This is a genomic window from Christiangramia crocea (genome assembly GCF_022410465.1).
Taxonomy (GTDB): Bacteria; Bacteroidota; Bacteroidia; order Flavobacteriales; family Flavobacteriaceae; genus Christiangramia; species Christiangramia crocea.
Genome location: NZ_JAJSON010000018.1, coordinates 21,365 through 47,404 on the forward strand (window position 1 = coordinate 21,365; position 26,040 = coordinate 47,404).

23 protein-coding genes are annotated in these 26,040 nt (G+C 40.6%); 11 read left to right on the forward strand and 12 right to left on the reverse strand.

The features are described from left to right. Positions 1 to 98: 98 nt before the first annotated feature. The 8 genes from clpX to LU635_RS07685 all read right to left on the reverse strand — a co-directional run bounded on the left by clpX (position 99) and on the right by LU635_RS07685 (position 8,421). The gene (clpX, locus tag LU635_RS07650) at positions 99 to 1,331 is read right to left on the reverse strand and encodes an ATP-dependent Clp protease ATP-binding subunit ClpX (protein ID WP_240097824.1); all 1,233 of its coding nucleotides are present in this window, start codon (positions 1,329 to 1,331) and stop codon (positions 99 to 101) included. Between the two features lie 51 nt (positions 1,332 to 1,382). Next, positions 1,383 to 2,060: an ATP-dependent Clp endopeptidase proteolytic subunit ClpP gene (gene clpP, locus LU635_RS07655; RefSeq protein WP_240097826.1), complete on the reverse strand. Its 678-nt coding sequence runs from the start codon at positions 2,058 to 2,060 to the stop codon at positions 1,383 to 1,385. 102 nt (positions 2,061 to 2,162) lie between these two features. Further along, positions 2,163 to 3,485 carry a trigger factor gene (gene tig, locus LU635_RS07660; RefSeq protein WP_240097827.1) on the reverse strand — a complete coding sequence of 441 codons (1,323 nt, stop codon included), beginning with the start codon at positions 3,483 to 3,485 and terminating at the stop codon, positions 2,163 to 2,165. Positions 3,486 to 3,571: 86 nt separating this feature from the next. Next, a complete protein-coding gene (locus LU635_RS07665) occupies positions 3,572 to 3,913 on the reverse strand; it encodes a phage holin family protein (RefSeq protein WP_240097828.1) in 342 nt (113 codons plus the stop codon). An 85-nt stretch (positions 3,914 to 3,998) separates the two neighbouring features. Beyond that, positions 3,999 to 5,564: an SGNH/GDSL hydrolase family protein gene (locus tag LU635_RS07670; RefSeq protein WP_240097829.1), complete on the reverse strand. Its 1,566-nt coding sequence runs from the start codon at positions 5,562 to 5,564 to the stop codon at positions 3,999 to 4,001. A gap of 8 nt (positions 5,565 to 5,572) precedes the next feature. Beyond that, complete coding sequence (locus LU635_RS07675) at positions 5,573 to 6,823, reverse strand: OmpP1/FadL family transporter (RefSeq protein WP_240097830.1); 1,251 nt, start codon at positions 6,821 to 6,823, stop codon at positions 5,573 to 5,575. A 121-nt stretch (positions 6,824 to 6,944) separates the two neighbouring features. Beyond that, positions 6,945 to 7,706, reverse strand: a complete 762-nt coding sequence (locus LU635_RS07680; RefSeq protein WP_240097831.1) for an alpha/beta fold hydrolase — start codon at positions 7,704 to 7,706, stop codon at positions 6,945 to 6,947. Position 7,707: 1 nt separating this feature from the next. Continuing rightward, complete coding sequence (locus tag LU635_RS07685; protein WP_240097832.1) at positions 7,708 to 8,421, reverse strand: pyridoxine 5'-phosphate synthase; 714 nt, start codon at positions 8,419 to 8,421, stop codon at positions 7,708 to 7,710. An 89-nt stretch (positions 8,422 to 8,510) separates the two neighbouring features. Here LU635_RS07685 and LU635_RS07690 point away from each other — a divergent pair, with 89 nt between their 5' ends. The 8 genes from LU635_RS07690 (at position 8,511) to murI (ending at position 16,479) form a co-directional block, all read left to right on the forward strand. Beyond that, positions 8,511 to 9,167 carry a CBS domain-containing protein gene (locus tag LU635_RS07690; protein ID WP_240097833.1) on the forward strand — a complete coding sequence of 219 codons (657 nt, stop codon included), beginning with the start codon at positions 8,511 to 8,513 and terminating at the stop codon, positions 9,165 to 9,167. Positions 9,168 to 9,170: 3 nt separating this feature from the next. Then, complete coding sequence (locus LU635_RS07695) at positions 9,171 to 10,055, forward strand: NAD kinase (RefSeq protein WP_240097835.1); 885 nt, start codon at positions 9,171 to 9,173, stop codon at positions 10,053 to 10,055. A gap of 100 nt (positions 10,056 to 10,155) precedes the next feature. Beyond that, complete coding sequence (gene porG, locus LU635_RS07700; protein ID WP_240097837.1) at positions 10,156 to 10,854, forward strand: type IX secretion system protein PorG; 699 nt, start codon at positions 10,156 to 10,158, stop codon at positions 10,852 to 10,854. After that, positions 10,855 to 11,595 (forward strand): isoprenyl transferase, encoded by a 741-nt coding sequence (locus LU635_RS07705; protein WP_240097839.1) that lies wholly within the window; start codon positions 10,855 to 10,857, stop codon positions 11,593 to 11,595. It begins immediately after the preceding gene. A gap of 7 nt (positions 11,596 to 11,602) precedes the next feature. After that, positions 11,603 to 14,230: an outer membrane protein assembly factor BamA gene (bamA, locus tag LU635_RS07710; RefSeq protein WP_240097841.1), complete on the forward strand. Its 2,628-nt coding sequence runs from the start codon at positions 11,603 to 11,605 to the stop codon at positions 14,228 to 14,230. 32 nt (positions 14,231 to 14,262) lie between these two features. Next, the gene (locus LU635_RS07715; RefSeq protein WP_240097843.1) at positions 14,263 to 15,072 is read left to right on the forward strand and encodes an OmpH/Skp family outer membrane protein; all 810 of its coding nucleotides are present in this window, start codon (positions 14,263 to 14,265) and stop codon (positions 15,070 to 15,072) included. Positions 15,073 to 15,105: 33 nt separating this feature from the next. Then, a complete protein-coding gene (locus LU635_RS07720; protein WP_240097846.1) occupies positions 15,106 to 15,615 on the forward strand; it encodes an OmpH/Skp family outer membrane protein in 510 nt (169 codons plus the stop codon). Between the two features lie 69 nt (positions 15,616 to 15,684). Further along, positions 15,685 to 16,479: a glutamate racemase gene (gene murI / locus LU635_RS07725; RefSeq protein WP_240097848.1), complete on the forward strand. Its 795-nt coding sequence runs from the start codon at positions 15,685 to 15,687 to the stop codon at positions 16,477 to 16,479. Here murI and LU635_RS07730 read toward each other — a convergent pair. Next, positions 16,476 to 17,525 carry a PorP/SprF family type IX secretion system membrane protein gene (locus LU635_RS07730; RefSeq protein ID WP_240097849.1) on the reverse strand — a complete coding sequence of 350 codons (1,050 nt, stop codon included), beginning with the start codon at positions 17,523 to 17,525 and terminating at the stop codon, positions 16,476 to 16,478. The two genes, murI and LU635_RS07730, sit on opposite strands and share 4 nt — an antisense overlap. 61 nt (positions 17,526 to 17,586) lie before the next feature. Between LU635_RS07730 and LU635_RS07735 the strand changes: the two genes are divergently transcribed. Further along, positions 17,587 to 18,507 carry a NifU family protein gene (locus tag LU635_RS07735; RefSeq protein ID WP_240097851.1) on the forward strand — a complete coding sequence of 307 codons (921 nt, stop codon included), beginning with the start codon at positions 17,587 to 17,589 and terminating at the stop codon, positions 18,505 to 18,507. 139 nt (positions 18,508 to 18,646) lie between these two features. Here LU635_RS07735 and LU635_RS07740 read toward each other — a convergent pair whose 3' ends face one another. After that, positions 18,647 to 20,917, reverse strand: a complete 2,271-nt coding sequence (locus LU635_RS07740; RefSeq protein WP_240097853.1) for an inorganic phosphate transporter — start codon at positions 20,915 to 20,917, stop codon at positions 18,647 to 18,649. Between the two features lie 178 nt (positions 20,918 to 21,095). On the opposite strand from LU635_RS07740, the gene LU635_RS07745 reads away from it, so the two are divergent. Further along, positions 21,096 to 23,141: a thioredoxin domain-containing protein gene (locus tag LU635_RS07745; protein WP_341482120.1), complete on the forward strand. Its 2,046-nt coding sequence runs from the start codon at positions 21,096 to 21,098 to the stop codon at positions 23,139 to 23,141. Positions 23,142 to 23,211: 70 nt separating this feature from the next. Continuing rightward, on the forward strand, positions 23,212 to 24,078 hold the full coding sequence (locus tag LU635_RS07750; RefSeq protein WP_240097855.1) for a mechanosensitive ion channel family protein: 867 nt from the start codon (positions 23,212 to 23,214) through the stop codon (positions 24,076 to 24,078). A gap of 7 nt (positions 24,079 to 24,085) precedes the next feature. Here LU635_RS07750 and tsaB read toward each other — a convergent pair whose 3' ends face one another. Together tsaB and LU635_RS07760 are read right to left on the reverse strand one after the other, a co-directional pair. Then, positions 24,086 to 24,748: a tRNA (adenosine(37)-N6)-threonylcarbamoyltransferase complex dimerization subunit type 1 TsaB gene (gene tsaB / locus LU635_RS07755; protein ID WP_240097857.1), complete on the reverse strand. Its 663-nt coding sequence runs from the start codon at positions 24,746 to 24,748 to the stop codon at positions 24,086 to 24,088. 11 nt (positions 24,749 to 24,759) lie between these two features. Beyond that, on the reverse strand, positions 24,760 to 26,037 hold the full coding sequence (locus tag LU635_RS07760) for an efflux RND transporter periplasmic adaptor subunit (RefSeq protein WP_240097859.1): 1,278 nt from the start codon (positions 26,035 to 26,037) through the stop codon (positions 24,760 to 24,762). Positions 26,038 to 26,040: the final 3 nt, after the last annotated feature.

The following is a 26,040-nucleotide window of genomic DNA, read 5'->3' on the forward strand; positions in this document are numbered from 1 at the left end:
TGAGAAATTAGAAAGATCTAGATATAAAAAAAGTCCTCAAAATTTGAGGACTTTTTTTATATAGTTTCCGACTAAGTACAGCTTAACTTACTGCTTCACTAAGACACGGCTTTAAGCTTATTCATTGTGGATTTATTCAGTTTATCCTCGGCATATTCACGGGTCACGGTGAAATTGTCTTCCTCACTTTCCGGAAGTTCGAACATCGCATCAGTCAGGATCGCTTCACATAGCGAACGTAATCCCCGGGCACCAAGCTTATATTCTACTGCTCTATCAACTATATAATCCAAAGCTTCCTCGGTGATATCAAATTCGATATCATCCATCTCGAAGAGTTTCTTATACTGCTTGATAATCGCATTTTTCGGTTCGGTAAGAATAGCCCTCAAGGTAGACCTGTCCAGTGGGTTCATATAAGTAAGAGCCGGCAATCTACCAATGATCTCGGGTATTAGCCCAAATTCCTTAAGGTCTTTTGGAATGATATATTTAAGCAGGTTTGTTCGCTCAATGGAGTCCTCGCTTTTTGAAGCGCTGAATCCAACGGCCTGCATATTAAGCCTCTTGCTGATTATCCTTTCAATCCCATCAAAAGCACCTCCGGCGATAAAGAGAATATTTTCGGTATTCACCTCAATGAATTTCTGATCGGGGTGTTTACGCCCACCTTTTGGAGGAACATTTACCGTGGTTCCTTCCAGGAGTTTCAAAAGCGCCTGTTGAACGCCTTCTCCTGAAACATCACGGGTTATGGATGGGTTATCACTTTTACGCGCAATCTTATCGATCTCATCAATGAATACAATCCCACGCTGGGCTTTTTCAGTATTATAATCGGCTGCCTGAAGCAATCTGGTCAAAATTCCTTCAACATCCTCTCCCACGTAACCTGCTTCAGTAAGCACTGTCGCATCCACGATAGCAAGCGGGACATTGAGCATTTTAGCAATAGTTCGGGCCATAAGAGTCTTACCGGTTCCGGTTTCCCCCACCATTACGATATTACTTTTCTGGATCTCCACATCATCTTCACTTTCGGGCTGCAGTAATCTCTTATAATGATTATACACTGCGACAGACATCACCTTCTTGGTTTCCTCCTGCCCAATGATATACTCATCAAGAAAAGCCTTGATAGATTTGGGCTTACTAAGCATCAAATCTGATGAAAGCTCTCTTGCTTCTCCCTGCCTGGACTCTTCTACCACAATGCCATGGGCCTGCTCTATACACCTGTCACAGATGTGAGCATCCAGCCCGGCAATTAGCAGATTGGTTTCAGGTTTCTTTCTTCCACAAAAGGAACATTCTAAATCTTCTTTCGCCATTATCTAATTTTTCACTAATTACTCTTAATTTAAAAAAAGTAATTTACAATATTATCCTTCTCTCTTTAAAATTTCATCGATCATACCGTATTCCTTCGCCTTTTCGGCTTTCATCCAGTAGTCACGATCACTGTCTTCATGCACTTTTTCGTAGGTTTGACCACTATGTTTGGCGATGATCTTATAAAGTTCTTCTTTTAATGTTAAAATTTCTCTAGCCGTGATTTCTATATCACTTGCCTGACCCTGAGCTCCTCCCATAGGCTGATGTATCATCACCCTGCAATGAGGCAAGCCACTTCTTTTACCTTTTTCACCGGCACAAAGCAGGACAGCCCCCATAGATGCAGCCATTCCAGTGCAAATAGTAGCAACATCAGGCTTTATGAATTGCATGGTATCATAGATCCCAAGACCTGCATAAACACTACCCCCCGGTGAATTTATATAGATCTGGATATCCTTGGAAGAATCAGTACTCTCCAAAAACAACAATTGCGCCTGAACAATATTGGCCACCTGTTCGTTGATTCCGGTTCCAAGAAATATAATCCTGTCCATCATCAGCCTCGAAAAAACATCCATTGCCACAGCATTCATCTGGCGTTCTTCAATGATATTCGGGGTCATGCCTACCGGCACCATGCTACTTATAATCTTATCGTAATAATTGCTGTTTATGTTATGATCTGAGACAGCATATTTTCGAAATTCCTTTCCGTAGTCCATCAATTTTTTAATATTTTTAATTATAACCTGGGTTAAGCCAAAAAAAGGCGTTATCCCGATTGAGTTAACGCCTTAAAGATAGGTAATATATCGTAAAAAGGCTTACTTATAAATCGCTTTCACAAATTCTTCGTAAGTAACCTCTTTTTCGTCAAATTTCATGTTCTCCTTATAGAACTCAAGCAGTTTTTCATTCATCAACTGCTCAGAAAGTCTCTTAACTTCATCCTGGTTTGATAGAATTCTTGCAGCGATATCATCAAGTTCCTTCTGAGAGGGATCTGTCTGTCCAAACTGAGCCATCTGCTGTTTGATCTTATCGGTAGTGAAGGCTTTTAGATCTTCAAAGTCCACATTGAGATTATTATCGTTCACCACCTTTCCTTCGATAAGCTGATAACGAAGTCCCTTTTCACTTTTCTCATATTCTTCTTTTGCCTCCTCTTCAGTAAGCGGTTTTTCACCTACAGTTTGTATCCATTTCTGAAGAAATTCCTTTGGCAGTTCAAAATCTGTAGCTTCAATTAAAGCTTCAGTAATGTCATTCATTAACTGCTGGTCGCTTTGCTGCTGGAATTGTTTTGCAGCATCTTCTTTGATCTTTTCCTTAAGCTCGGTCACAGACTTCACTTTATCCTTTCCAAAAAGTTTATCAAACAATTCCTGATCAAGATCTGCCAGTTCTCTTTCATTGATCTCGGAAATAGTGAATTCTACTTCAATATCAAGATCGTGAGCTCTGTCATGCTCTATTTTAAGATGATTGATCAAAGCGTGATCATCTTCGAAAAGATTTTTGGTTTTTAAAGTGATCGTATCACCAGGCTTGGCTCCAACAAACTTGTTAAGGTTGCGTTTTCCTTTAATATTCTCCAGCTCGATAGTGGAATCATTCTCGATACCTTCTTCTTCATTTTTGAAAGTTCCGGTCACAGAATCACCTTCTTCGGCAACATCCTTACTCTTTAGTTTTCCATATTGCTTCTGAATACTCTCAATCTGATCATTCACCATTTTCTCATCGGCAACGATGTTGTATTTGGTAACCGGTTTCTCAAGATCAAGGTTCACCTCAAACTCCGGAGCCAGTCCCAATTCAAATTCAAAGCTGTAATCATCATTATCCCAGTCAAAATTTTCCTGTTCCTTAGGAATAGGATTACCCAGAACATCAAGTTTCTCTTCAGTAAGATATTTATTAAGGCTGTCCTGAAGAAGTTTATTCACCTCATCCACCAACACGGCCTTGCCGTATTGTTTTTTGACCATTCCCATAGGTACATGACCTTTTCTGAAACCGGGAATATTGGCATTCTTACGGTAATCTTTTAAAATCTTATCTACTTTACCGGCATAATCATCTTTCGCGATATCAACTTTAACTACCGCATTTAATTCATCAATATTCTCTCTGGTAATATTCATTTTGATCTGTTATAAAAAATTGGAGTGCAAAATTACATTTTTTTCAAAAGCCTGCAAAGTTTCAATCCATTGAAATTCAGTTAAATCTAATCTGATTTAAGAATTGAGAAGAGCAAAGACTGCACGAGAGAGAGTAAAAGGCTAAAAATTATGGCAATAAGCCAGCCATCCACATCAAAACCACTCACGAAACCATCGGCTATAAAAATGATAATCGCATTTATCACCAGCAGGAATAATCCAAGGGTAAGGATAGTGACCGGCAGCGTAAACAGTATCAGCAGAGGTTTCACTATAAGATTCAGGATAGCCAGCACTATAGCAACAATAATGGCTGTCCAGTAACTATCAACACTTACACCCGGCAACAACTTGGCAAGAATCACCACGGCAAGTGCAGTGAGCAGGAGTCTAAGAATAAAATTCATAATTTCTGGTATTGGTTATTAGTAAAGTTGCAAAAAAAAGACCGGGAAAATTCCGGCCTTTTAAAATTTTATATCAAATTTAATATTATTGAACGTTCTGTTCCAGGGTCACCGTACCATAATCTCCCAGGTTAGCTTTTGGAACCTCAGCCCCGTATCTTTCATTGATTTCATCAATGATGGCATTTGCTATTACTGCGGCACCACGAGGCGTTTGATGGATTCCATCAAGAGAATAAGCACCACCTTGAACAAAAGCTGAAGTGAGAACTCCTCCATCATAGGCAATACCTTCAGAATCAAGTTTTGCCACCAAAGCATTGGCATCTACGAATCCAAGTTCAAAATTGGTAGCGATACTTTCTATTGCCTGATTATATGCTGTGGTTGCTGTTCTTATATTTTGGATTTCTTCAACATCCAATGCATCTTCATCATTTATCCCGCTAACAGCTCCAAAAAGGGTTTGCACCTGCTGCTGGCTTGGCTGACCTCCGGCCTGTAAAATAGCAAGAACCTCACCTACTTCTTGAGTCAGCACCACAGAACCGTAGCCCTGAGCCAGTGCAGACTGATCTATAGGCAACAACAATAATTCTTCCTCGGTCATTTGTCTGAAACCTAGTGGGTTTGTGGGAGTAACCGGAACATCTATGAGGAAACGGTTAGCTCCTTCGTTAAACTGGATCGCATATTGAGACGCGATAGCCTGTGCCTGTTCAGGAGTAACATTAGGATTCTGCATAAGCACCTGGGTCATCACCCCGGCTACAGCCTGGAAAAAACCTGTAAGATTCGCTGCCGTTGCAGCATCCAGAGCAAGCGCATTGTTAGGAATAGTTGTAAAGTAAGGTACTGTCGTAATATCGGGGATATTCAAAAGAACCCCCTCAGCATTCGCCGCTAGTTCCTCTACAATCTGGCTGTAAAAGAATGCAAAAGCATTTGGATCGGTAATATCATTCGGACCGTAAGATCTCACATCAGTATTATTGGTTTGAAAAGTTCCCGTACCACCTGAAGTAGCATAGCCCAATACATCATTGTTCCCTATCCATAAAGTAAAGAATGTTGGGTTTTGAGCCATTGCATCTGCCAGCACAGTAGTGCTTTCGGAAGTCGAAAACCTTGCAAAATAAGCATTTGAAGATGGAGGATCAGTTTGAAGTCCAGCAATACTTCCATACCCCTCAGCTTTTAAATGATAGGATTTTGCTCCGGGAACACCCATATTATTGAATGGTCCTTCCAGTTTATTTGTAACTTCTGTAGTTGGCGTAGCATCCAGTCTTCCTGGCACAGGCCCATTAGCTCCTACTGAAAGAACGTATCGAGGCTTAGCAATTTGACTTCCTCCCACCAAAAGTCCGCCAATATTGTCATTAACCAGAGGTTGAGTGAAACCATTGGTTTCCTGAGTAATTGCAAATTTTTCCGCAAGGATATTCGGATAGGAATTTTCCTGACCACTAATATAAAGAGCTCCATCTGCATAACCCGCGGTCAATGAATTTCCCAGTGCCACGTAGTTGGAGAAATCAGCTTCCCCGCTACTATAAAAGTCTGCATCTTCGATTGAATTCTCCAATTCCGGCTCACAGGACACAATTCCAAGGGCCAGAATTGCCATATATTTAAAATAGTTTTTCATCTCTTTAATTAAATTTTAATTGTTACACCAAGACCAGGAATAAATGCGCTGGATTTATAGGTTCCTTCAAAAGGCACATTCTCACCATTCTCTTCGTAATAATCATAAGACTCATTGATCTCTTCAAAACGGCTATAAAGGAAAGAAGCATCTATGGCAACCTTATCGGTCACATTTATAGAAAGCCCCCCTGTAAAGTTACTGGAGTCGTTTCTCGGAGTCTCAGGCGCAAAATAACCAGACTGCACCGGAGATTCATCAAAGTAGTAACCGGCCCTTAGGGTAAAGGTCTCATTTGCGATATACTGAAGTCCGAACCTGTATATAGAAGCATCTTTATAGTTTCTTGGGTTTTCAGAATCGGGGATATTGGGATTTGCGAAATCCACATCAAGTGATTCGTACACATCCCAGAAAGTACGGTTGTAATCGAAAGCAAAAAGCCATTTCTCATCCAACTGATAGGAAACACCTACGCTTAGCTCAGCCGGAAGAGGTAATTCAGCATCGAAAGTAGTGTCTTGAAAAGGAGTGAGTGGCGAATTTGGAACATTTTCGAAATCGGCATCTCCATCTTCGGCTTTCACAATGATCTCTGAACGGTAATTAACACCAATTCGTAAACTATCAACAGGACTCCACATGGCTCCTGCTGACCACCCCCAGGCGCTAACCCCTGAAGCATCTACAGTCACATTACTTCTATTCCCTTCAAGATCGGTAAGGCTTCTGGTAAGGTTTCTATTAAAATTAACGGAACCACTTACATAAATAGGCCCACCACCAATTGAAAGATTATCCGTGATCTTATATGAACCAAGTGCCTGAACATAGATAGCGGCAAGTTCAATATCATTTACCAGGTGAGATCCTGCCCAGTCCTTTTCCCAGGCAACAGAGCTACCATAAGGAGTATAAGCTGCAAGACCCACACTAAACTTCTCACTTAATTTATAGGAAAAATATGCATAGAAAGGAGTACCCACAGGACTATCGGTCCTTGCCATCTGACCAAACTCTTCATTCTGCCATACCACATCAGAGAAAACAGCGCTCACCCCAACCGCAGCATTGATCTTATTTTCCAGGAACACCAGTCCGGCAGGGTTAAAAAAGGCCAGTTCAGCATTATTCACCACTGCAACTCCTGTATGCCCCATAGCAAGTCCGCGCTGACCCTGCAGACTTACCCTGTAACCACCGGCATAGGTAACCGCTGTAGCCAAAGCAAACAGGCCAAGTAAAAATAGTCTTTTCATAATTAAATTTGGATTATATTTTATATGTCTTAAAATGCACGCGTCAAAATTAGCATAAAATAGAGATTATGCAACAAATCGCCGAAGATTATTATGCATACATAATAAATTTAGAAAGATTTTAAACAAATCGGATTACTGCCTCGTGAAAGTCCTCCATATTTTCAGCATGCACCCAGTGACCTGCATTTTTTATTTTGATAAATTCAGCGTTCGGAAATTGTTTTTTTATAGCGGGATGATCCTGGGCAGTAATATAATTAGAATTCTCTCCTTTTATAAAAACCGCAGGTCCATCAAAACTCAACTCTTCAGACAGAGCTTCCCCAACATTCTCGATATTCGCTTTAAGAGCATCAAGATTGAGTTTTAATGAAAGTTGATTTTTGGTTTTCCAGTAAAGATTCTTAAGAAGGAACAACCTTACGCCTTTTTCAGGAATATACTCTTTTAAAAAATCTTCCGCATCCCCCCTGGAAGTGAGCTTAGCCTCATCCAGAGCGGTGAGTCCTTTCAGTATCTGCTGATGGTGAGGAGCATAATATTTTGGAGAGATATCCACCACTATTAGCTTCTCAACCAGACCTTCATTCTCACAGGCGGTGAGCATTGCTGTTTTTCCACCCATGGAATGCCCGAGTAGAATGATATCCTGCAGGCCATGGGAATCACAGTATTCTCTTATATCCTTAGCCATCAGCTCATAAGAGAATTCATCACTATGCGGACTTTTTCCATGATTTCTCTGATCTATAAGATGGACCTCGAAACCATCTTTGGCAAATTGCTTTCCTAAGGTCTTCCAGTTATCGCTCATCCCAAGAAAGCCATGCAGAATAAGGAACGACTTCCCTTCTCCAAGGATTACAGAGTGTAATTCCATATTATTTCAAAAGTTTTAAGTATTGTTGGATAGTTTTTTGAAGTCCTAGATAAAGAGCTTCCGAAATGAGGGCATGGCCAATGGAAACTTCAGCCAGATGAGGAACATTTTCCTTAAAATATTTTATATTCTTCAAGGATAGATCATGCCCGGCATTTACCTCCAGCCCCAGTTTATGAGCGAGTTCAGCACATCTGGCATAAGGTTTTACCGCTTCCATATCTCCTTGAGCATAACCTACGGCAAAACTTTCAGTGTAAAGTTCTATTCTATCTGTACCTGTTTTTGTCGCACCTTCTATCATTTTCAGGTCTGGATCTACAAATATGGAAGTACGGACACCATTGGACTTGAATTCTGAAATAACCTCCTCTAAATATTCCTTATGCACTAAGGTGTCCCAACCGGAATTTGAGGTTATCGCATTCTCTGCATCGGGCACCAGAGTAACCTGGGCAGGTTTCACCTCTAAGACAAGATCTATAAATTGTTGTATGGGTTTTCCCTCTATATTGAATTCGGTGGTAAGGATCGGTTTGAGCTCCCGGACATCCGAATACCGGATATGCCTCTCATCAGGCCTAGGGTGCACGGTAATACCTTCAGCCCCAAAAGCTTCTATATTCCTGGCAGCTTCCAGCACATTAGGCATGTCTCCTCCGCGTGCATTCCTGAGAGTGGCAATTTTATTGATATTTACACTTAATTTGGTCATTTTTACTTCCTTTTATTAACAAAAATACAAAGAGCTGCCTGCTTCAATGAATTTTATTTTGATTAATTTGCAGAAAAGGAGTTAAGACAATGAGTTTGAAAGAACATATATTGAATGACGTTGGAATATTGAGCCTTTCGGAAAAGGTTGGTGATATTCAAAAACTTTTCAACCAGCTGACCTATACTCATTTGCCGGTTGGAAATGAAGGTCTTTTTGTTGGATGCATCTCAGAGAATGATATCAGGTGTTTTGAGAATGAAAAGACCCTTGATGACTACGGCTATGCTCTGGAGGCATTTTATGTTAAGGAAAGTAATTACTGGCTTGACAGCCTGGAAGCTTTTGCCCAGAACAATTCGAATATATTACCCGTCCTGGACGAGGATAATAAATACCTGGGATATGTTGAGCTGAACGAAATGATCTCTCTTTTTAAAGAGACACCATTTCTTCATGAGCCCGGAAATATTCTGATAATCGAAAAGGCATTCAAGGATTTCACTTTTGGGGAAATCAGCCAGATAGTTGAATCTCACAATGCACATTTACTGGGTTCTTTCGTGTCTAAGATCGAAAACGATATGGCAGAGATCACCCTTAAGATCACTCCGTCCGGAATGAATGAAATTATTCAGTCTTTCAGAAGATACGGATATATCATCATCTCTGAACACCAGGAAGACACGTTCAACAAAAACCTGAAAGACCGGTCAAAATATCTGGACAAATACCTGAACATATAATCTATGAAAATAGGCATCTACGGTCAGTTTTATCATGCTAACGCCGCACAGTATATAGGCCAGTTACTAGAACTTTTAAATCAAAAAAACGTAGAAGTTCTTATAGAAGAGGATTTCCTGGAACTCATTCACAGCAACAAGACCATAGACAAGGATTATGAGCGTTTTAGCGCCTTTGAAGAACTAGATAATTCATTCGATCTTTTCTTTTGCATTGGCGGGGATGGAACTATCCTGAAATCCATAAATTATATTCGTAATTTAAATATTCCAATTGTAGGAATTAATACCGGAAGGCTAGGCTTCCTGGCAACTATCCAAAAGGAACAGATAAAAAGTACCCTGGATGAGATCCTGGAAAAAAAATTCAGCCTCTCTCCCAGATCGGTTCTAACCCTGAAAACCAATCCGAAAAATTTTGATCCTGTCTTTTCCCATATCGCCCTGAATGAAATTGCTGTAAGCAGAAAGAACACCACCTCCATGATCACAGTAGATACCTGGCTGGATGACCAGTACCTGACCTCATACTGGGCTGACGGGCTTATAATTTCAACCCCCACAGGGTCTACAGGATACTCTTTGAGCTGTGGCGGACCGGTGATCACACCCGATGCCGATTCTCTTGTGATCACCCCTATTGCCCCACACAATTTGAATGCAAGACCTCTTGTAATTAAAGATCATACAACTATAAAATTAAAAGTTTCGGGAAGGGAAAGTGACCATTTGGTCTCAATGGACTCCCGCATCGCCACTTTAGAGAACGATACCGAAATCATCATACAGAAAGCACCCTACACTATAAATTTTGTGGAACTACAGGAAGATAGTTTTTTGAACACTCTTCGAAAAAAACTGCTATGGGGTGAAGACAAGCGCAACTAAGCAATAAAAGCTTCCAAAAAGTGTTTATACCTATGTACAAATCTGCTCAAATTATTGCAGAGCAAACAGAATTGTTATATTTGCAAACTTTTGAAAACCTATGAGGTACATAATTGCATTTGTAGTGATGGCATTTTTTACATCAAGCACATACTCACAACAGGTTGAAGTAGGGGCTTTTGCCGGAGGTGCAAACTTTATTGGGGATGTTGGGCGTACCAACTATATATTACCTAATACTCCAGTTGGTGGTGTTATCGCTAAATGGAACCGAAGTACCCGGCATGCATTAAGGCTTACATTATTATATGCTGAAATTTCTGCCGACGACACAAAGTCCGATGATACAAGGAGACAGCAACGCGGTTATTCATTTGAGAATACCATAGCCGAAGCCTCATTAGGTATAGAATTCAATTTCTGGGAATACGACCTTTCAGAAGCTCTGCCACAAACCTCCCCGTACCTTTATACAGGGATAACTTACTTTAGGGCAGACCATCTCTGGTTAAAGAACGGAAGAGGCGGCAACCTGGTCAACCAGGGAACCAACTGGTCTTTTGCGATCCCCATGGTGATGGGTTATAAGGAAGCGGTAACCGAAAATATTATCGCCGCCTTTGAAATAGGTGCACGATATACCTTTACCGATAACCTGGACGGCAGCTGGCCGGAAGAATATCTGGACAGAAGAGATCCTGACAGAGAATTTGGAAACAGGAATACTAATGACTGGTATATGTTTACCGGCTTAACTTTAACATTTACATTTGGGCGCAAGCCTTGTTATTGCTTTTAAATGAATTATAAAGACAATATAAACCTTGATAAACTCCCTGCTCATATAGCCATTATCATGGACGGGAATGGCCGCTGGGCTAAACAAAAAGGTTTACTAAGAGCTTCAGGCCACGAGGAAGGCACTAAGGCAGTAAGGGATGTTGTTGAAGGTTGTGCCGAAATAGGTGTGAAAAATCTTACACTTTATGCATTTTCTACCGAAAACTGGAACCGGCCTAAACTTGAGGTTGATACCCTGATGAGGCTTCTGGTATCTTCCCTGAAAAAGGAGATCAAGACTCTTATGGATAATGACATAAGGCTTAATTCCATTGGCAATATCTCCAGTCTTCCGAAAAAAGCCCGAAGGGAACTTCAGGACGTGATAGACAAAACCGCAAATAATTCCCGAATGGTTCTAAGCCTCGCTCTCAGCTATGGAAGCAGGGAAGAACTTACTAATTGCATAAGGCAAATAGCAAACAAGGTAAAAAGTGAAGAATTAAACCCAGATGCAGTTGATGAATCGGTTATAAATGAGCATCTTTACACCCGAAATTTACCAGACGTGGATCTTTTGATCCGCACTAGTGGTGAACAGCGCATTAGCAATTTCCTATTATGGCAAATTGCCTATGCCGAATTGTATTTTACGAAAATCTTATGGCCGGATTTTAGAAGAAATGATCTTTTTGAAGCCATATACAACTATCAAAACAGAGAAAGAAGATTTGGAAAAACAAGTGAGCAACTCAGTTAGTGCATCCATGACAAAAAAGATATTTACACTCTTTGCGATTTGTTTCATATTCAGTATAGCTGCAAAAGCACAGGACCTACCCCTCGGAGATTCAAAAAAATATACCATAGGCGACATCAAGGTCACAGGGACAACTACCTATAACGAAAGCACCGTTATAGCTTATACTGGCTTAAAGGAGGGAGATGAAATATATATTCCCGGTGATAAATTAAGTTCGATTATCAAAAAATTATGGGAGCTTGATCTATTTAGCGACATCAATTTCTACATCACCAATGTGGAAGGGAATGTTGCGGATCTCGAACTTGAGATCAGGGAAGTTCCCGTTCTTAATCAGGTTAAGTTCACCGGCCTGAAAAAAAAGAGCAAAAGAGATGAGCTTATCGATGAGAACAATCTTAAGTCTGGCGTCAAGGTCACAGAAAACCTTCTTACCACCACAAAGAATTATATCGAGAACAAGTATAGAAAAGAAGGCTATTTTAATGCAAAAGTTGCTATAAGGACTTCTGAATTTACCGACACGACGGGTACCGCCTCCAATAAAGTAAATATGGTGGTAGATGTTAATACCGGGGATCGCGTAAAGATCTCAGATATAGAATTCATTGGTAACGAAAAGCTTTCGGAAGGAAAGCTTAGACGACAAATGAAGAACACAAAACAAAAGAACCTGTTCCGTTTCTGGAAACGCTCCAAGTTTGTTAGATCAGATTATCAGGAGGACAGGGAAGCAGTTATTGACAAATACAAAGAACTAGGCTACAGAGATGCCCGGATCACTTCAGACACGCTTATAAAAAAGGATGAAGAGACTATCGCACTGGAGCTTAAAATAGAAGAAGGGAACCAGTACTATGTTGGAAATATAGATTTTCTTGGAAATTCGGCATATACCGATGCAACTCTGGACAGAGTACTTGGCCTTAACAAAGGTGACATATATAATGGTGTTCTTATCGAGGAACGTGTAATGGGAAGAGAACCCAACAAAACTTCGGTAGCAAATCTTTATCAGAACAACGGTTATCTTTTCTCTAATATCGATCTTGTTGAAACCAATGTCTATAATGACACCATCGATTTTGAAATAAGGATCGTTGAAGGTAAGGAAGCCTATTTCGATGAGATAAGGGTTACAGGAAACGAAAAGACCAAAGATCATGTGATTTACCGGGAAATGAGAACAAAACCCGGCCAGAAATACAGTCAGGAAGCTGTGGTAGCTACTGTTAGGGAACTTGGTCAGTTAGGGTTCTTTGACGCGGAACAGCTGGAACCAAAATTCATAGAACCAGATCCGCAGGCAGGAACGCTTAGCCTTGAATATCCCGTGGTAGAATCCGGATCCAGCCAGATTGAACTGCAGGGAGGTTATGGAGGCGGAGGCTTCATAGGTACCCTGGGACTATCTTTTAACAATTTCTCTATCCAGGGGCTTTTTGACAAAGATGCTTACCAGCCGATTCCGATGGGAGACGGACAAACCTTATCATTAAGAGCTCAGGCAAGTACGTTCTACCAAACTTACAGTCTATCATTCAGGGAACCATGGCTGGGAGGAAAAAGACCGGTGAGTCTTTCCACTTCTTTTAGCTACACAAGACAGTTCCTGTTCGATTATATAAACAGGGAAGCCGACAAAAGCCGGAGTTTCGACATTCTTGGTGTAAGCGTTGGTCTTGCAAAAAGACTGACGTCTCCAGACCAGTTCGTAACAGTTTCTAACTCTGTTGGATTCCAGCGTTATGATCTAAACAATTATAACACCGGTTTATTCACCTTTGGAAATGGATTCTCTAATAACCTTTACTATCAGTTAGGCATAACCAGGGATAACACCTATATAAACCCGATCTTCCCTACAGGAGGTTCGAAATTTGCATTTACAGCAAAATTAACACCTCCCTACTCCTTGTGGAATGGGGTGGACTATGAAAACCTTGAGAATCTTGATGAGTACCAGCTGAGAGATGAAAACGGAAACCTGATTGATAATAATGGCAACAGGGTAAGTCCTGAGAACTCTGTTCCGGATACTCAAAAGGTAGATCAGAAGAAATACAACTGGCTGGAGTTCTATAAGGTTAAATTCGCCGGAACCTGGTACACTAATCTGGCAAGCTTTGGACCGAGTAGCAACCTTGTTTTGAGAACACATGCTGAATATGGTTTCCTTGGATCCTATAACAGCGCAAGAGGAGTACCTCCTTTTGAGCGTTTCTATGTGGGTGGTGATGGCCTTGGCGCCTATAGCTTGGATGGACGAGAAACCATTCAGTTAAGAGGTTACCCGAATCAGTCAATTGTACCTATAGACAGACCGGCAAACTCCAGGGATGATGGAGCAGTTATTTACAACAAATATTCTTTGGAATTAAGGTTCCCGATAACTTTAAAGCCAGCTGCTTCTATCTATGCACTGTCATTTTTAGAGGCAGGTGCCTCTTATGACAACTTTCGGGATTACAATCCGTTTCAGTTAAGTAGATCTGCAGGTGTGGGATTAAGAATTTTTATGCCTACCTTCGGATTACTGGGAATTGATTTTGGATATGGATTCGACCCAATAGTAGGTCAACAGGGTCCAAATGGATGGGAAACACACTTTATCATTGGCCAGCAATTTTAATTTGGCATGATATTTTCTATATTCGATTTAGAATGAAAAAAAGAATATTTTCCATAGTAGCAATTTTAGCCATCAGCCTTACTTCGGTCGTGGCCCAAAAAAGTATCAGGCTGGGTTATATTGATATGGAATATATTCTTGAAAACGTTCCCGAATACCAGGAAGCCACTCAGCAACTTGAAAACAGGGTCCAGGAATGGAAGGCTGAAGCCGAGACCAGAATGAGAAAGGTGAAGGAAATGAGGAACAGCCTGGATAATGAAAGAGCACTTCTTACCAAAGAACTTATTGAAGAACGGGAGGAAGAAATTTCCTATATGGAGCAACAGGCACTGGAATATCAGCAAAACAGGTTCGGCCCTAATGGAGATTATATCATCCAGAAAAAACAACTGGTAAGGCCAATCCAGGATCAGGTTTTTAGTGCAGTTCAACAAATAGCCGAAAACCGTAACCTTGATTTCGTTTTTGACCGTACGGCCGATATTGGAATGATCTATGCAGACCAACAGTATGATGTAAGCGAACTGGTTCTTAGAACGATCAAGAGAACAGCAAATCGCGAGCAGCTTGAAAGCAAAGAAGAAATCACTGAAATGGAGAAAGCCGAAGAACGAACTCCTGAACAGGAAGATGCCATAACCGAAAGAGAGCGACTGGTGGAAGAAAGAAAAAATGAAAGAGAAGCATATATTGAGGAGAAGAAAAGGGAAAGAGATTCAATAAAAGCTGCCAGACAAAAAGAATTCGAAGAAAGAAGACAAAAGATTCTTGCAGAAAGAGAAAGGAAAAGAGATTCCATCTTAAAAGCAAGAGAAAAGAAGAACGATACAATAAACTAAATTTTTTAAACCTTAAACTTAACGACGATTAAAATGAAACAATTCAGAACACTTTTTATAGCTTTAGCTTTAATGATTGGCGCTACTGCTTTTACAAATGCACAGTCTAAAGTTGCCCATATCGCTACTCAGGAGCTTGTACAAACGCTGCCCGAATATAAGAGCGCAATGGACCAGCTTCAAAAACTGGAAAAGACTTATGATGCCGAGATAAAAGATATGTTATCTGAAGCTCAGAGTACAATGCAGCGTTACGAAGCAGAAGCTAATACAAAGTCTGAGGAGGAAAATCAAAAGAGAGCTACTGAACTTCAGGCAGCACAAAGAAGAATTCAGGAGCACAGTGCCAAAGCAAGACAGGATCTTCAGAAGAAAGAAAATGATCTTTTAAGACCTATTCTTGAAAAAGTACGTACTGCCATTCAGAAAGTAGCAAGAGACAAAGGATACGATTACGTATTAGACTCCACTACAGGTACAGGTGTACTTTTAGCAGATGGTTATGACCTGATGCCAGATGTAAAGAAAGAGCTAGGAATGTAATTATACCCCCTCATAAATAAAATTAAAAAACTGCGTACTCTTGTACGCAGTTTTTATTTTTGCACATATATGAGCGATCCCGGACCTATTGGTATTTTTGATTCAGGAGTTGGCGGCACTTCCATCTGGAAAGAGATCCACCAGCTGCTGCCTAATGAACACACCATCTATCTTTCAGATAGTAAAAATGCTCCTTATGGTATAAAGACACAGGAAGAGATTATCAGTCTTTCTGTAAAAAATACTGAAAAGCTGCTGGAAATGGGCTCCAAGCTTATCGTTGTGGCCTGTAATACCGCCACCACCAATGCCATTAAAATACTACGGTCATCCTATGACGTGCCTTTCATTGGAATAGAGCCGGCAATTAAGCCTGCCGCGCTTAAAAGTGCCAATAAAGCCGTTGGCATCCTGGCTACACGGGGAACGCTTACAAGTGAGCTTTTTGCCCAGACCTCAGAATTATATACCCGGGACATAAATGTAATAGAGGTTGAAGGCAATGGTCTTGTGGAGCTTATTGAGAGTGGAAAAAAGGATGCACCGGAAACCCGGCAACTTCTTGAAAAGTTACTGGCACCAATGCTCCGGGCCGGCATCGACTATCTTGTTTTGGGATGCAGCCACTATCCTTACCTTATCCCATTACTAAAAAAGATTCTTCCAGGAGGCGTAACTATCATAGATTCCGGAGAGGCAGTAGCAAGACAAACCAGGTCTGTACTTGAAAAAAACAAGCTATTGAATCCGGAAAAAATCACTAAGGAAAGGCCAAAGTTCTTTACCAATATAGATCCGCGAGTTCTATCAGATATTATCCAGGCCAAGGAAAATAATTACGAAGTATCTTATCTTGATTTCTAATTATTGATCGCCGGACAATTACAGTCGTAACGCTCCCTGCTCTCTCCAAAGTTATAACCAAGAGTGATCTGATGAAAACCGCTATTACTTAATACCAGAGAATTTAGCTGGTAACTGAAGGTATATCCAAAAATGAACTTTTTATAATCTACTCCTACAAATGGAGTGATATATCGTAGTTGCTGATTCTTCACTTCCTCCCCATCTGTAGTGTATTCCGCTCCCTCGAAACTATTTCTATAAGAAAGTCCGCCCCAAAGATTTCCATATTCAAGCTCATAATATGCCTTGAAATTCGCATCAATGGCCTTTTCATTGGTCGCTTCGCGTGCCTGAAAAAGAACAGATGGCTCATAGCTCCAGGGATCGTTAGCATTGAGTTCAAAAACATAACCTGCCGAGAACAGATACTTTCGCATATTGCCGGGAACAGCGTCAGAAAAAAAGAGTTCCCGGCTGACGGACAGAATATTCTTTGCGGCAAGATGAAAATAAAGATCCCTTACATAATAAGAAATCCCCAGATCAATATTTGCGAAAATATCGGTAGTGTTATTCCCTAAAAGTGGATCGAATCTTGAAAAGCCACTCTCGTCCAGCCTGTGCTGGATAACACCGGCGCTAATTCCGAATGACAACTGATTAAGATCTGCCGTACTCCGGGAAAACATCAAATGGTAGGCAAAAGTTCCATATGCACCGAGTTTGGAAAAATTTCCATTCTCATCCCTGAAGAGGATACCTCCCACTCCAATTTTCTCTCCAAGTCTGGAATTGTATGCCAGCGTTTGTAAGTTCGGGGCTTTCTCCACGTCGAACCACTGGCGTCTTGCCGTTAATCTTAGCTGATCATAATTGGAAGCTCCAGCCATTGATGGGTGGATGAGGTAAAGATTATCGGTGAGATAATCGGAATAAGTAGGAATGACCTCCTGGGCCTTTACTATAGGAATATTAAAGAATATTGCTATCAATAAACCCCCAAGATATATTTTGAAATTCGAATGCCAGCCCCGGCATTCATTATAAACGGTCCTACTTACCATAAAGCCAGTAAATATATGCAATACCTTGATTTTCTTTAGTATTTTTGCCTAAAATTTTGTGATGAAAGAGTTTACCATAAATATTGTTCCAACCACCACGCCTGCGATTGTAAAATTTGAGGCTAACAAATTTCTAACCCGCCACGAGAATTTTGAATTCAAGAATATAGATGAGGCGGCAAAATCACCGCTGGCACAACAGTTATTCTATCTCCCTTTTGTTAAAACGGTTTATATCGCACAGAATTTTGTTGCGATCGAAAAATATGATATCGTAGACTGGGCAGAGGTGCAGGAAGAAGTTGCGGAACAGATAGAATCTTACCTCAATAAGGGTGGAACCGTGATCAAAGAAGCAGAGAACAAACAGGGAAAAGTTCCTGTTACAGTGTATGCGGAAAGCACTCCAAATCCCGCTGTGATGAAGTTCGTTGCCAACAAGAAACTGGTATTGCAGTCTTCCGAATTCAAGAATATAGACGAGGCCAGTAATGCTCCGCTTGCACAGAAGTTGTTTCATTTCCCTTTTGTAAAGGAGGTCTTTATTGATGAGAATTATGTATCTATCCAGAAATACGATATGGCCGGATGGGAAGAGATTACCCTTGAATTAAGGGAATTTATAAGAAATCATCTGGAGGAAGGCAATGAGGTTGTAACAGAAGAATATGTGCAGACCTCAAAATCTAATGAAGCGTCAGCCGATTCGCAAAACAACAGACCCGACATCGAAAATCTTGATGATACTTCACAACAGATCGTTGCTATCCTGGATGAATACATCAAACCTGCAGTTGCCAGTGATGGAGGAAATATCTTATTTGAAAGCTATAATCCCGACAATAAAACGGTAAAGGTAATTCTTCAGGGAGCATGTAGCGGCTGCCCATCATCTACAATGACCCTAAAGAGCGGAATAGAGACCATGTTGAGAGATATGCTAAGGGACAAGGTAGAATATGTTGAAGCTATAAACGGTTAAAAAAGAGGCTGTCTAAAAAGTAAAGTGAGGCGTCATTACGAAAGAAGTGAAGTAATCTGTCTGTTGATTACCAATCATGTAAAGATTGCTTCGTTCCTCGCAATGATGAGTAAAAGGCTTTTTAGTCAGCCTCTTTTTATTAATAGGTGGTTGCTCTTGCTTCGTTATAAAATTCCTGAAACAATTGTAATAAATTCATTGTAGAGCCAATAAGATCTTTGGTTTCGAGCAAAATCCCGAAATACAATTTTGTATTCTTAGGGCTTGATTCCGAAGTTCGAATTCGTGTGATCTGTTTTTGTATGAGGTCGCTTACATAATCAAGCAATTCCTGTTTTTCAGCCAGGAGATTGTCTATATTTCCGAATTCATGGTTATCAAAAGTTTTGGTGATTTCTTCAAAAAGGATCTGCATCTTATCATCTACTTTCTTAAGATCCCTGATTTGGTTGAATTTTAGATTCTTGTGATTATTATGTACATGATTGTAACTGTTCCTTGTAATAAAACCAATTGACTGCACCATATCCTGAAGATAATCCAGCGTAAGAATATAGAATTTACTGGCTTCAACCGAATCCTCATCCAGAGCTTTTATAAAATAGAAAATATTATCCTTTAGCTCGTCCACCTCTGCTTCAAGCTTCTCAATCTTCTTGTAACTCTTTTTTAATTTCCCGAGATCGTAATACCCTAAGTGGTCTACGGTATGGGAATACATCTTATTGATCCCGCCAATCACCTTTGAGATATTCTCTGAGGTTTCGGAGGTGATCTCATTTATGCTAATGATATCACTCTTTTTGAACTTTTTACTACTCCTCTCCACACGGGCCTTCCGGGAATGCAAAACCCCACTTCTTACAACAACAGTAAGTGCAACGATAATAAGTACTACCAAAGCGATGGTACCACCGTAAAAAATCACAGCTGCGAAGACAGCGGCAGCAGTGAAAGCCACGAGAGCGGTAACAAACCATCCGCCAACCACATTTAACACCCCTGCAACCCTGTACACGGCACTTTCCCGATCCCAGGCCCTGTCAGCTAGAGATGTTCCCATTGCAACCATAAAGGTCACATAGGTAGTTGAAAGTGGCAATTTCATGTTCGTCCCAATAGAGATTAGTACACTGGCCACAACAAGATTCACGGAAGCTCTAACCATATCAAAGGCAGGAGCATCAAACCTTTTGCTTCTTAAATGAGAGGAAGGTTTATTAAACTTCTTCTCGATTTTCGATTTAAAGCGCTCCGGAAGAACTGTTGTAATCGCATTTCCGAATAAAATAGCATATCTAACCAGACCTCTGGAAAGCCAGTTGGGTTCAAATCTCTCCACCCCTTCTCCCTGTCTCGATAAATTGATCCCGGTGTCAACCACTGAACGTGCCTTACTAGAAAACCATAAGGTGACCACCATTACTCCCCCGGCTGCGATCAGCAGAATTTCAGGAGTGGGGACACTTCCTGCCAGACCGGTCATCAAAAACTCTGAAGGCATTGCTCCTGTAGCTTCATGAGCACTCTGCCAGAGACCAAAAGACTGCCAGGCCGCAATAGGCACACCAATAAAATTCACAAGGTCATTCCCCGCAAAGGCAAGCGCAAGAGCAAAAGTTCCTATGATAATTATCGTCCGGAGAATATTGTATTTCAGAACACTCATTATAAACTGCGAAATTGCAGTAAAGACCAAAAAACCTATCAGCACGATAATAAAAGTATTTGCATTTATATATGCCACCATGGAGTCTGAGATATATGGCACACTCTTCATCCCTTTAATAAGAATAAAATAAAGGATCGCAGTAAGGGAAAAGCCGCCAAAGACCGCTCCTACATACCTGATCTTCTTCTCAAACTGGAAAGAGAATACAAGCCGGGAAATATATTGTACCATAGCCCCTATCACGAATGCGATCACCACAGCCATTAAAATACCTATAATGATCTCAGTGGCTTTTGCTGTATTTATATAACCGGTTAAGGTTGAAAGACCTCCGTCAGTTTGAGTATAAATCTTAATCGCAGCCATACATACCGCTGCTCCTAATAATTCGAATACAATAGAAACGGTGGTTGAAGTGGGTAAACCCAGGGAATTAAAGAAGTCCAGCAACAGTACGTCGGTGAGCATCACTGCCATAAAGATGATCATGATCTCATCAAAATAGAACTCTCCCGGAAGAAATATGCCCTTTCTGGCTACTTCCATAAGTCCGCTTGAAAAGATGGCTCCCACTGTAACACCTAAACTGGCAACAATCATTATGGTGCGCAATGAGACTGCCCTGGAGCCTATGGCAGAATTCAGAAAATTGATAGCGTCATTACTCACTCCCACTACCAGATCGGTAATCGCCAGGGCAAATAATGCCACTAACATTACTATGTAAATATCTTCCATAGACAGATTAATTTCTAACCAGTAAAATGTGTTATTTTAATAATAATCAGCTTGAAACATAAAGTTATTAAAAGATTAATAATACGAATTCCCTTTCATCTTCTATAATTAGTACTTTTAAAATATCCATAAAATCAAGCTTTTTGGGTAATCCAGACCTGAAATTCAAAAAAAGTAGATGATGAAAGAACCAAAATATACAAATGATCTAATCAACGAAAGCAGCCCATATTTACTTCAGCATGCTCATAATCCGGTAAACTGGCAAGCCTGGAATGATGCAAGTCTGGATCTGGCGAAAGAAAATAACAAATTATTGCTGATAAGTGTAGGCTATTCGGCATGTCACTGGTGTCATGTTATGGAACATGAGAGCTTTGAAGATGAAGAGGTTGCTAAGGTGATGAATTCAAACTATATCTGCATCAAAGTCGACAGAGAAGAAAGACCAGATATAGACCAGGTATATATGAATGCCGTGCAGGTAATGACCGGGATGGGAGGATGGCCCATGAATGTTGTGGCCCTCCCAGATGGCCGCCCGGTTTGGGGCGGAACTTATTTCAGAAAAGAACAGTGGAAAAATGCTTTACAACAAATAGCACATCTTTACAAAACCCAGCCGGAAAAACTGGAAGAATACGCATCAAAACTGGAATCCGGCCTCAAGCAGATCCAGATAATTCAACCTTCATCTCAGGAAGAAGATTTTCAAAAGGATTTCTTCAATCCCTTACTGGAAAAATGGAATCGTTCCTTCGACCTTCAGAATGGTGGAAACAAGGGTGCCCCTAAATTTATGATGCCAAACAACTACGAGTTCCTTATAAGGTATGCCTTTCAGAATTCAGATAAAAAACTAATGGACCATTGCCTTCATACCCTCAATAAGATCTCGTGGGGCGGCGTATTCGATCCGGTTGAAGGTGGCTTTTCCCGTTATTCTGTTGATGAAAAATGGCATGTTCCGCATTTCGAAAAAATGCTTTATGACAATGCTCAGCTTGTACAACTCTACTCAAAAGCCTATAAGATCACCAAAAATGAATGGTTCAGGGAAGTGGTGGAACGCACACTTGATTTTATCCATTCAGAAATGACCGATCCCTCAGGTGCATTTTATTCAGCACTGGATGCCGACAGTGAAGATGAAAAAGGGAATAAAGAAGAAGGAGCTTATTATGTATGGACCAAAGAAGAGTTAAAATCAATTCTTCCGGAGGATTTCGAATTATTTTCCGACTTCTACAACATTAATAACTACGGAAAGTGGGAAGCGAACAAGTATGTCCTGATAAGAACAAAAACGCTGAATGAAATTTCAACCCAGTTCGGTATTTCAGAAGAAGAACTAAACAAAAAAAGGGAAACCTGGCATAATAAATTAAGGGCTGCAAGGAAAAAGAGAAAAAAACCGGGACTTGATGACAAATCACTTACGTCATGGAATGCCATGATGATAACCGGTTATACAGAAGCCTACAAAACTTTCCAGCAAAAGAAACATATAGAAGCTGCAAAAAAGAACGCTGAATTCATTCTCAATGAACAATCTCAAGAGAATGGTATGTTATTACATACCTACAAGAACGGAAAAAGTACCATAAATGGATATCTGGAAGATTATGCCTTTACCATAGAGGCATTCTTAAACTTATATGAAACTACCTTCGAGGCTGAGTTTCTTGAACGCTGCGTGAAATTAACAGAGATCGTCTTTGAAGATTTTGAGGATTCCGAATCCGGATTGTTCTTTTTCACCTCAAAAAAGGACAGAGAACTGGTCACAAAAACCATTGAGATAAGCGATAATGTGATCCCTGCATCCAATTCAGTTATGGCAAAGAACCTCTTCAAACTTGGAAAACTGATCGGGAAACCTGAGTATGTAAGAAAGTCCAAAGATATGTTGCAAACTCTAAGAGAAAAGATCCCTGAACACCCTCAATATCATTCCAACTGGTTAGAGCTTATGCTAAATTTCACACATCCTTTCTACGAGATCGCAGTAACCGGAAAAAATTATTCAGACATCACCTATGATTTTCAGTCAGAATTCCTTCCAAATACCATAATTGCTGCGACCGATTCACCCTCAGATCTAAGCCTGCTTAGGGATCGTTTTGTAAAAGACAAGAAGCTGATTTATGTATGTGAAGATGGTTCATGCCAGCTTCCATTAAGTTCTAAAACCGAGGCCATACAACAGATCTCACAAGTTTAACAAAATTTAAACAGGAAATAAACTCTATTTTTTTACAATTAGTTCTTAATAAAAAACTAAGAAAAAAGTTATGGAAAAGTTGAACAACTGGGGCGCTATTGCAAAGGAATACGCCAATAAGTTCATTGATTACCTACCAACACTTATTGGAGCTATAGTTCTCCTTATTGTTGGATTATGGGTTATTAAGCTAATCGTAAATTATCTTAAACGCTTATTCGAAAGAAAGGACTACGATCCCACTCTCGAAAAATTTACAGTGAATGCCAGCAGCTGGGGACTTAAAATTCTCCTGTTCGTTCTGGTGATCACCCAGCTAGGTGTGGAAAGTGCTTCTTTAGTAGCTGCAGTGGGTGCTGCTGGTTTGGCTATAGGCCTGGCATTACAGGGTTCACTTGCTAATCTGGCCGGAGGAGTTCTTATAATCGTCCTTAAGCCGTTCAAGGTTGGAGACTGGATTGAGGCCCAGGGAGTTTCAGGTAGTGTTGTAGAGATCTCTTTGTTCTATACGAAACTTGATACCTTCGGGAACCAGAGAGTAGTGATTCCTAATGGAGAACTTAGTAACGACAATATCACCAATTACAGCTTCAATAACACCCGGAGAGAAAACCTTAGTTTCGGAATCTCATACGATGACGATATTAAAAAGGCCAAAGAAGTACTTACCAATATGGTAAAAGAGCAAAAAGATATTCTCGAAGAGCCTGCACCACAGGTCATAGTTGCTGAACTTGGGGACAGTTCCGTGAACTTTTCTGTACGTTATTTTGCCCCTAACAGTGTTTTCTGGGACCTCCACTGGTACATGATCGAAGAAGGAAAAATAAGACTCGAAGAAGCAGGAATGACTATTCCTTATCCTCAAAGAGATGTTTATCTATACGATCAAACCAAAATGAAGGGAACTGTTGAAAAAAAGGAAAAGACAGAATAAGGCAGATTTATCCTGCGATAAAATCCTTTAAATAATAAGGTTCAAAATAGGCGACATCTTCGGTGTCGCTTTTTTTGTATTTGGTCTCAGCTATTTGTGCCATTTCCTTTGCTGAAGGGAATTTCTGTTTGTGAAAAATAGCATTAGGATGTTTGCAAATGTCCTCAAATTTAGCGACCCCATTCCCAATGAAATGAACTTTTGATTTTTCAAGATACCCGAGAAAAGAATTTTCATCAAGAACCTCAGCTTTAGTTTCGCGCACCTGAGTGAATTCAGATTCATATACAGCTGAATAAACTTCCATTCTCCTTGCATCGAGCATTGATACGATGACTTCCTTTTCCTCTACCTCAAGCTTTTTTGTCAGAAGGTCTAATGTTGGAACCGAAATAAGAGGAATATCCAGGGAAAAGCACAATCCTTTTGCCGCGGAAACCCCGATTCTCAAGCCGGTATATGAACCCGGTCCCTTACTCACTGCAACGGCATCCAGATCCTCTACGTTAAAACCGGTTTCCTTTAAAATTTCATTTATAAAAACATGTAGTTTTTCGGCATGTGAATAGCCTTTGGAATTATCTTCTTTGATCGCGATTAATTCGCCGTTCTTAGAAATACCAACCGAGCAGTTGGTAGTAGCTGTCTCAAGACATAAAATAATAGCCAAATCGTTAATTTTTATTCGGTTTCTTTCTCTTCTTCTTTTTTCACTTCAATCTCATCGCCGGTATCCAGGCTCTTGGTTACCGTGTTATAAGGGCCGGTGATCACTATCTCCCCGGCATTGAGACCTTTGGTGATCTCAATATGTGAATCATCCTGAATCCCGGTTTCCACGACGCGCAATTTAGCCTTATCCCCGTCTTTTACAAAAACACATTCAAATCTTTCTTCCTCTTCATCGGCTGGTTTAGCAACAAATGATTTTTTGGAAGCCGTTGTATCAGTCTTTATCACAATAGAACTGATAGGCACCCCTAGCACATCCTTGCGCTTATTGGTTATGATATCAACGGTAGCCGTCATACCCGGCCTGAAAGGTGAATAATTCTCCGGTTTCCCTGCCATAAGTTCTTCATAAGATTCCTTGAGGATCCTGACTTTTACTTTGAAATTGGTTACCTGGTCTGTTGTAAGCTGGTTATCTGCTGTATTGGATATTTCGGTGACGATTCCCCTGAACTCTTTTCCAAGGTAGGCATCTACCTCAACAATGGTAGAATCTCCCACCGTAACCTTTACTATGTCATTCTCATTCACATCCACTTCAACCTCCATATTGTCCAGATTGGCAACCCTTAAAATTTCAGTTCCTGCCATTTGCTGGGTTCCCACTACCCTCTCACCGAGCTCTACATCGAGTTTAGAAATGGTTCCGCTCATAGGCGCATAGATATTGGTCCTCCCAAGATTATCCTGAGCTTCGGTAACCGTTGCAGCCGTACTTTGCATGCTGTAATAAGCCGATTCCTTATTTGCCTGAGCAACCTCATAATTTGAAACCACGGCATCCCATTCAGCTTTGGAGATCACCCCCTTTTCAAATAGCGTCTTGTTCCGGTTATAATCGGCTTCAGCCTGTTTCAGATTGGCCTGGGTCTGTGCATGATTGGCCCTGGCATTCTGATAGCTGGCCCTGGCGCGTTCAACGCTAGACTGATAAATATCGGGATTGATGCGCACTAAAAGGTCACCCTTCTCAACAAGCTGCCCCTCAACAACAGGCAGTTCAATGATCTCTCCTGAAACTTCCGAAGAAAGTTTTACCTCAATTTCGGGCTGTATCTTCCCGGTCGCAGCTACAGTTTCAGTAATATCTATAGGTTCTATTTTAGTAATCTCAACCTCCTTGATATTCCCTGATTTTCCGAACCAACCGGCTTTTTTACCAACAATCAGCAAGATTATCAGTACTGCTACGATGGCTAGAATTATGAAAAGTTTCTTTTTATTCATTAT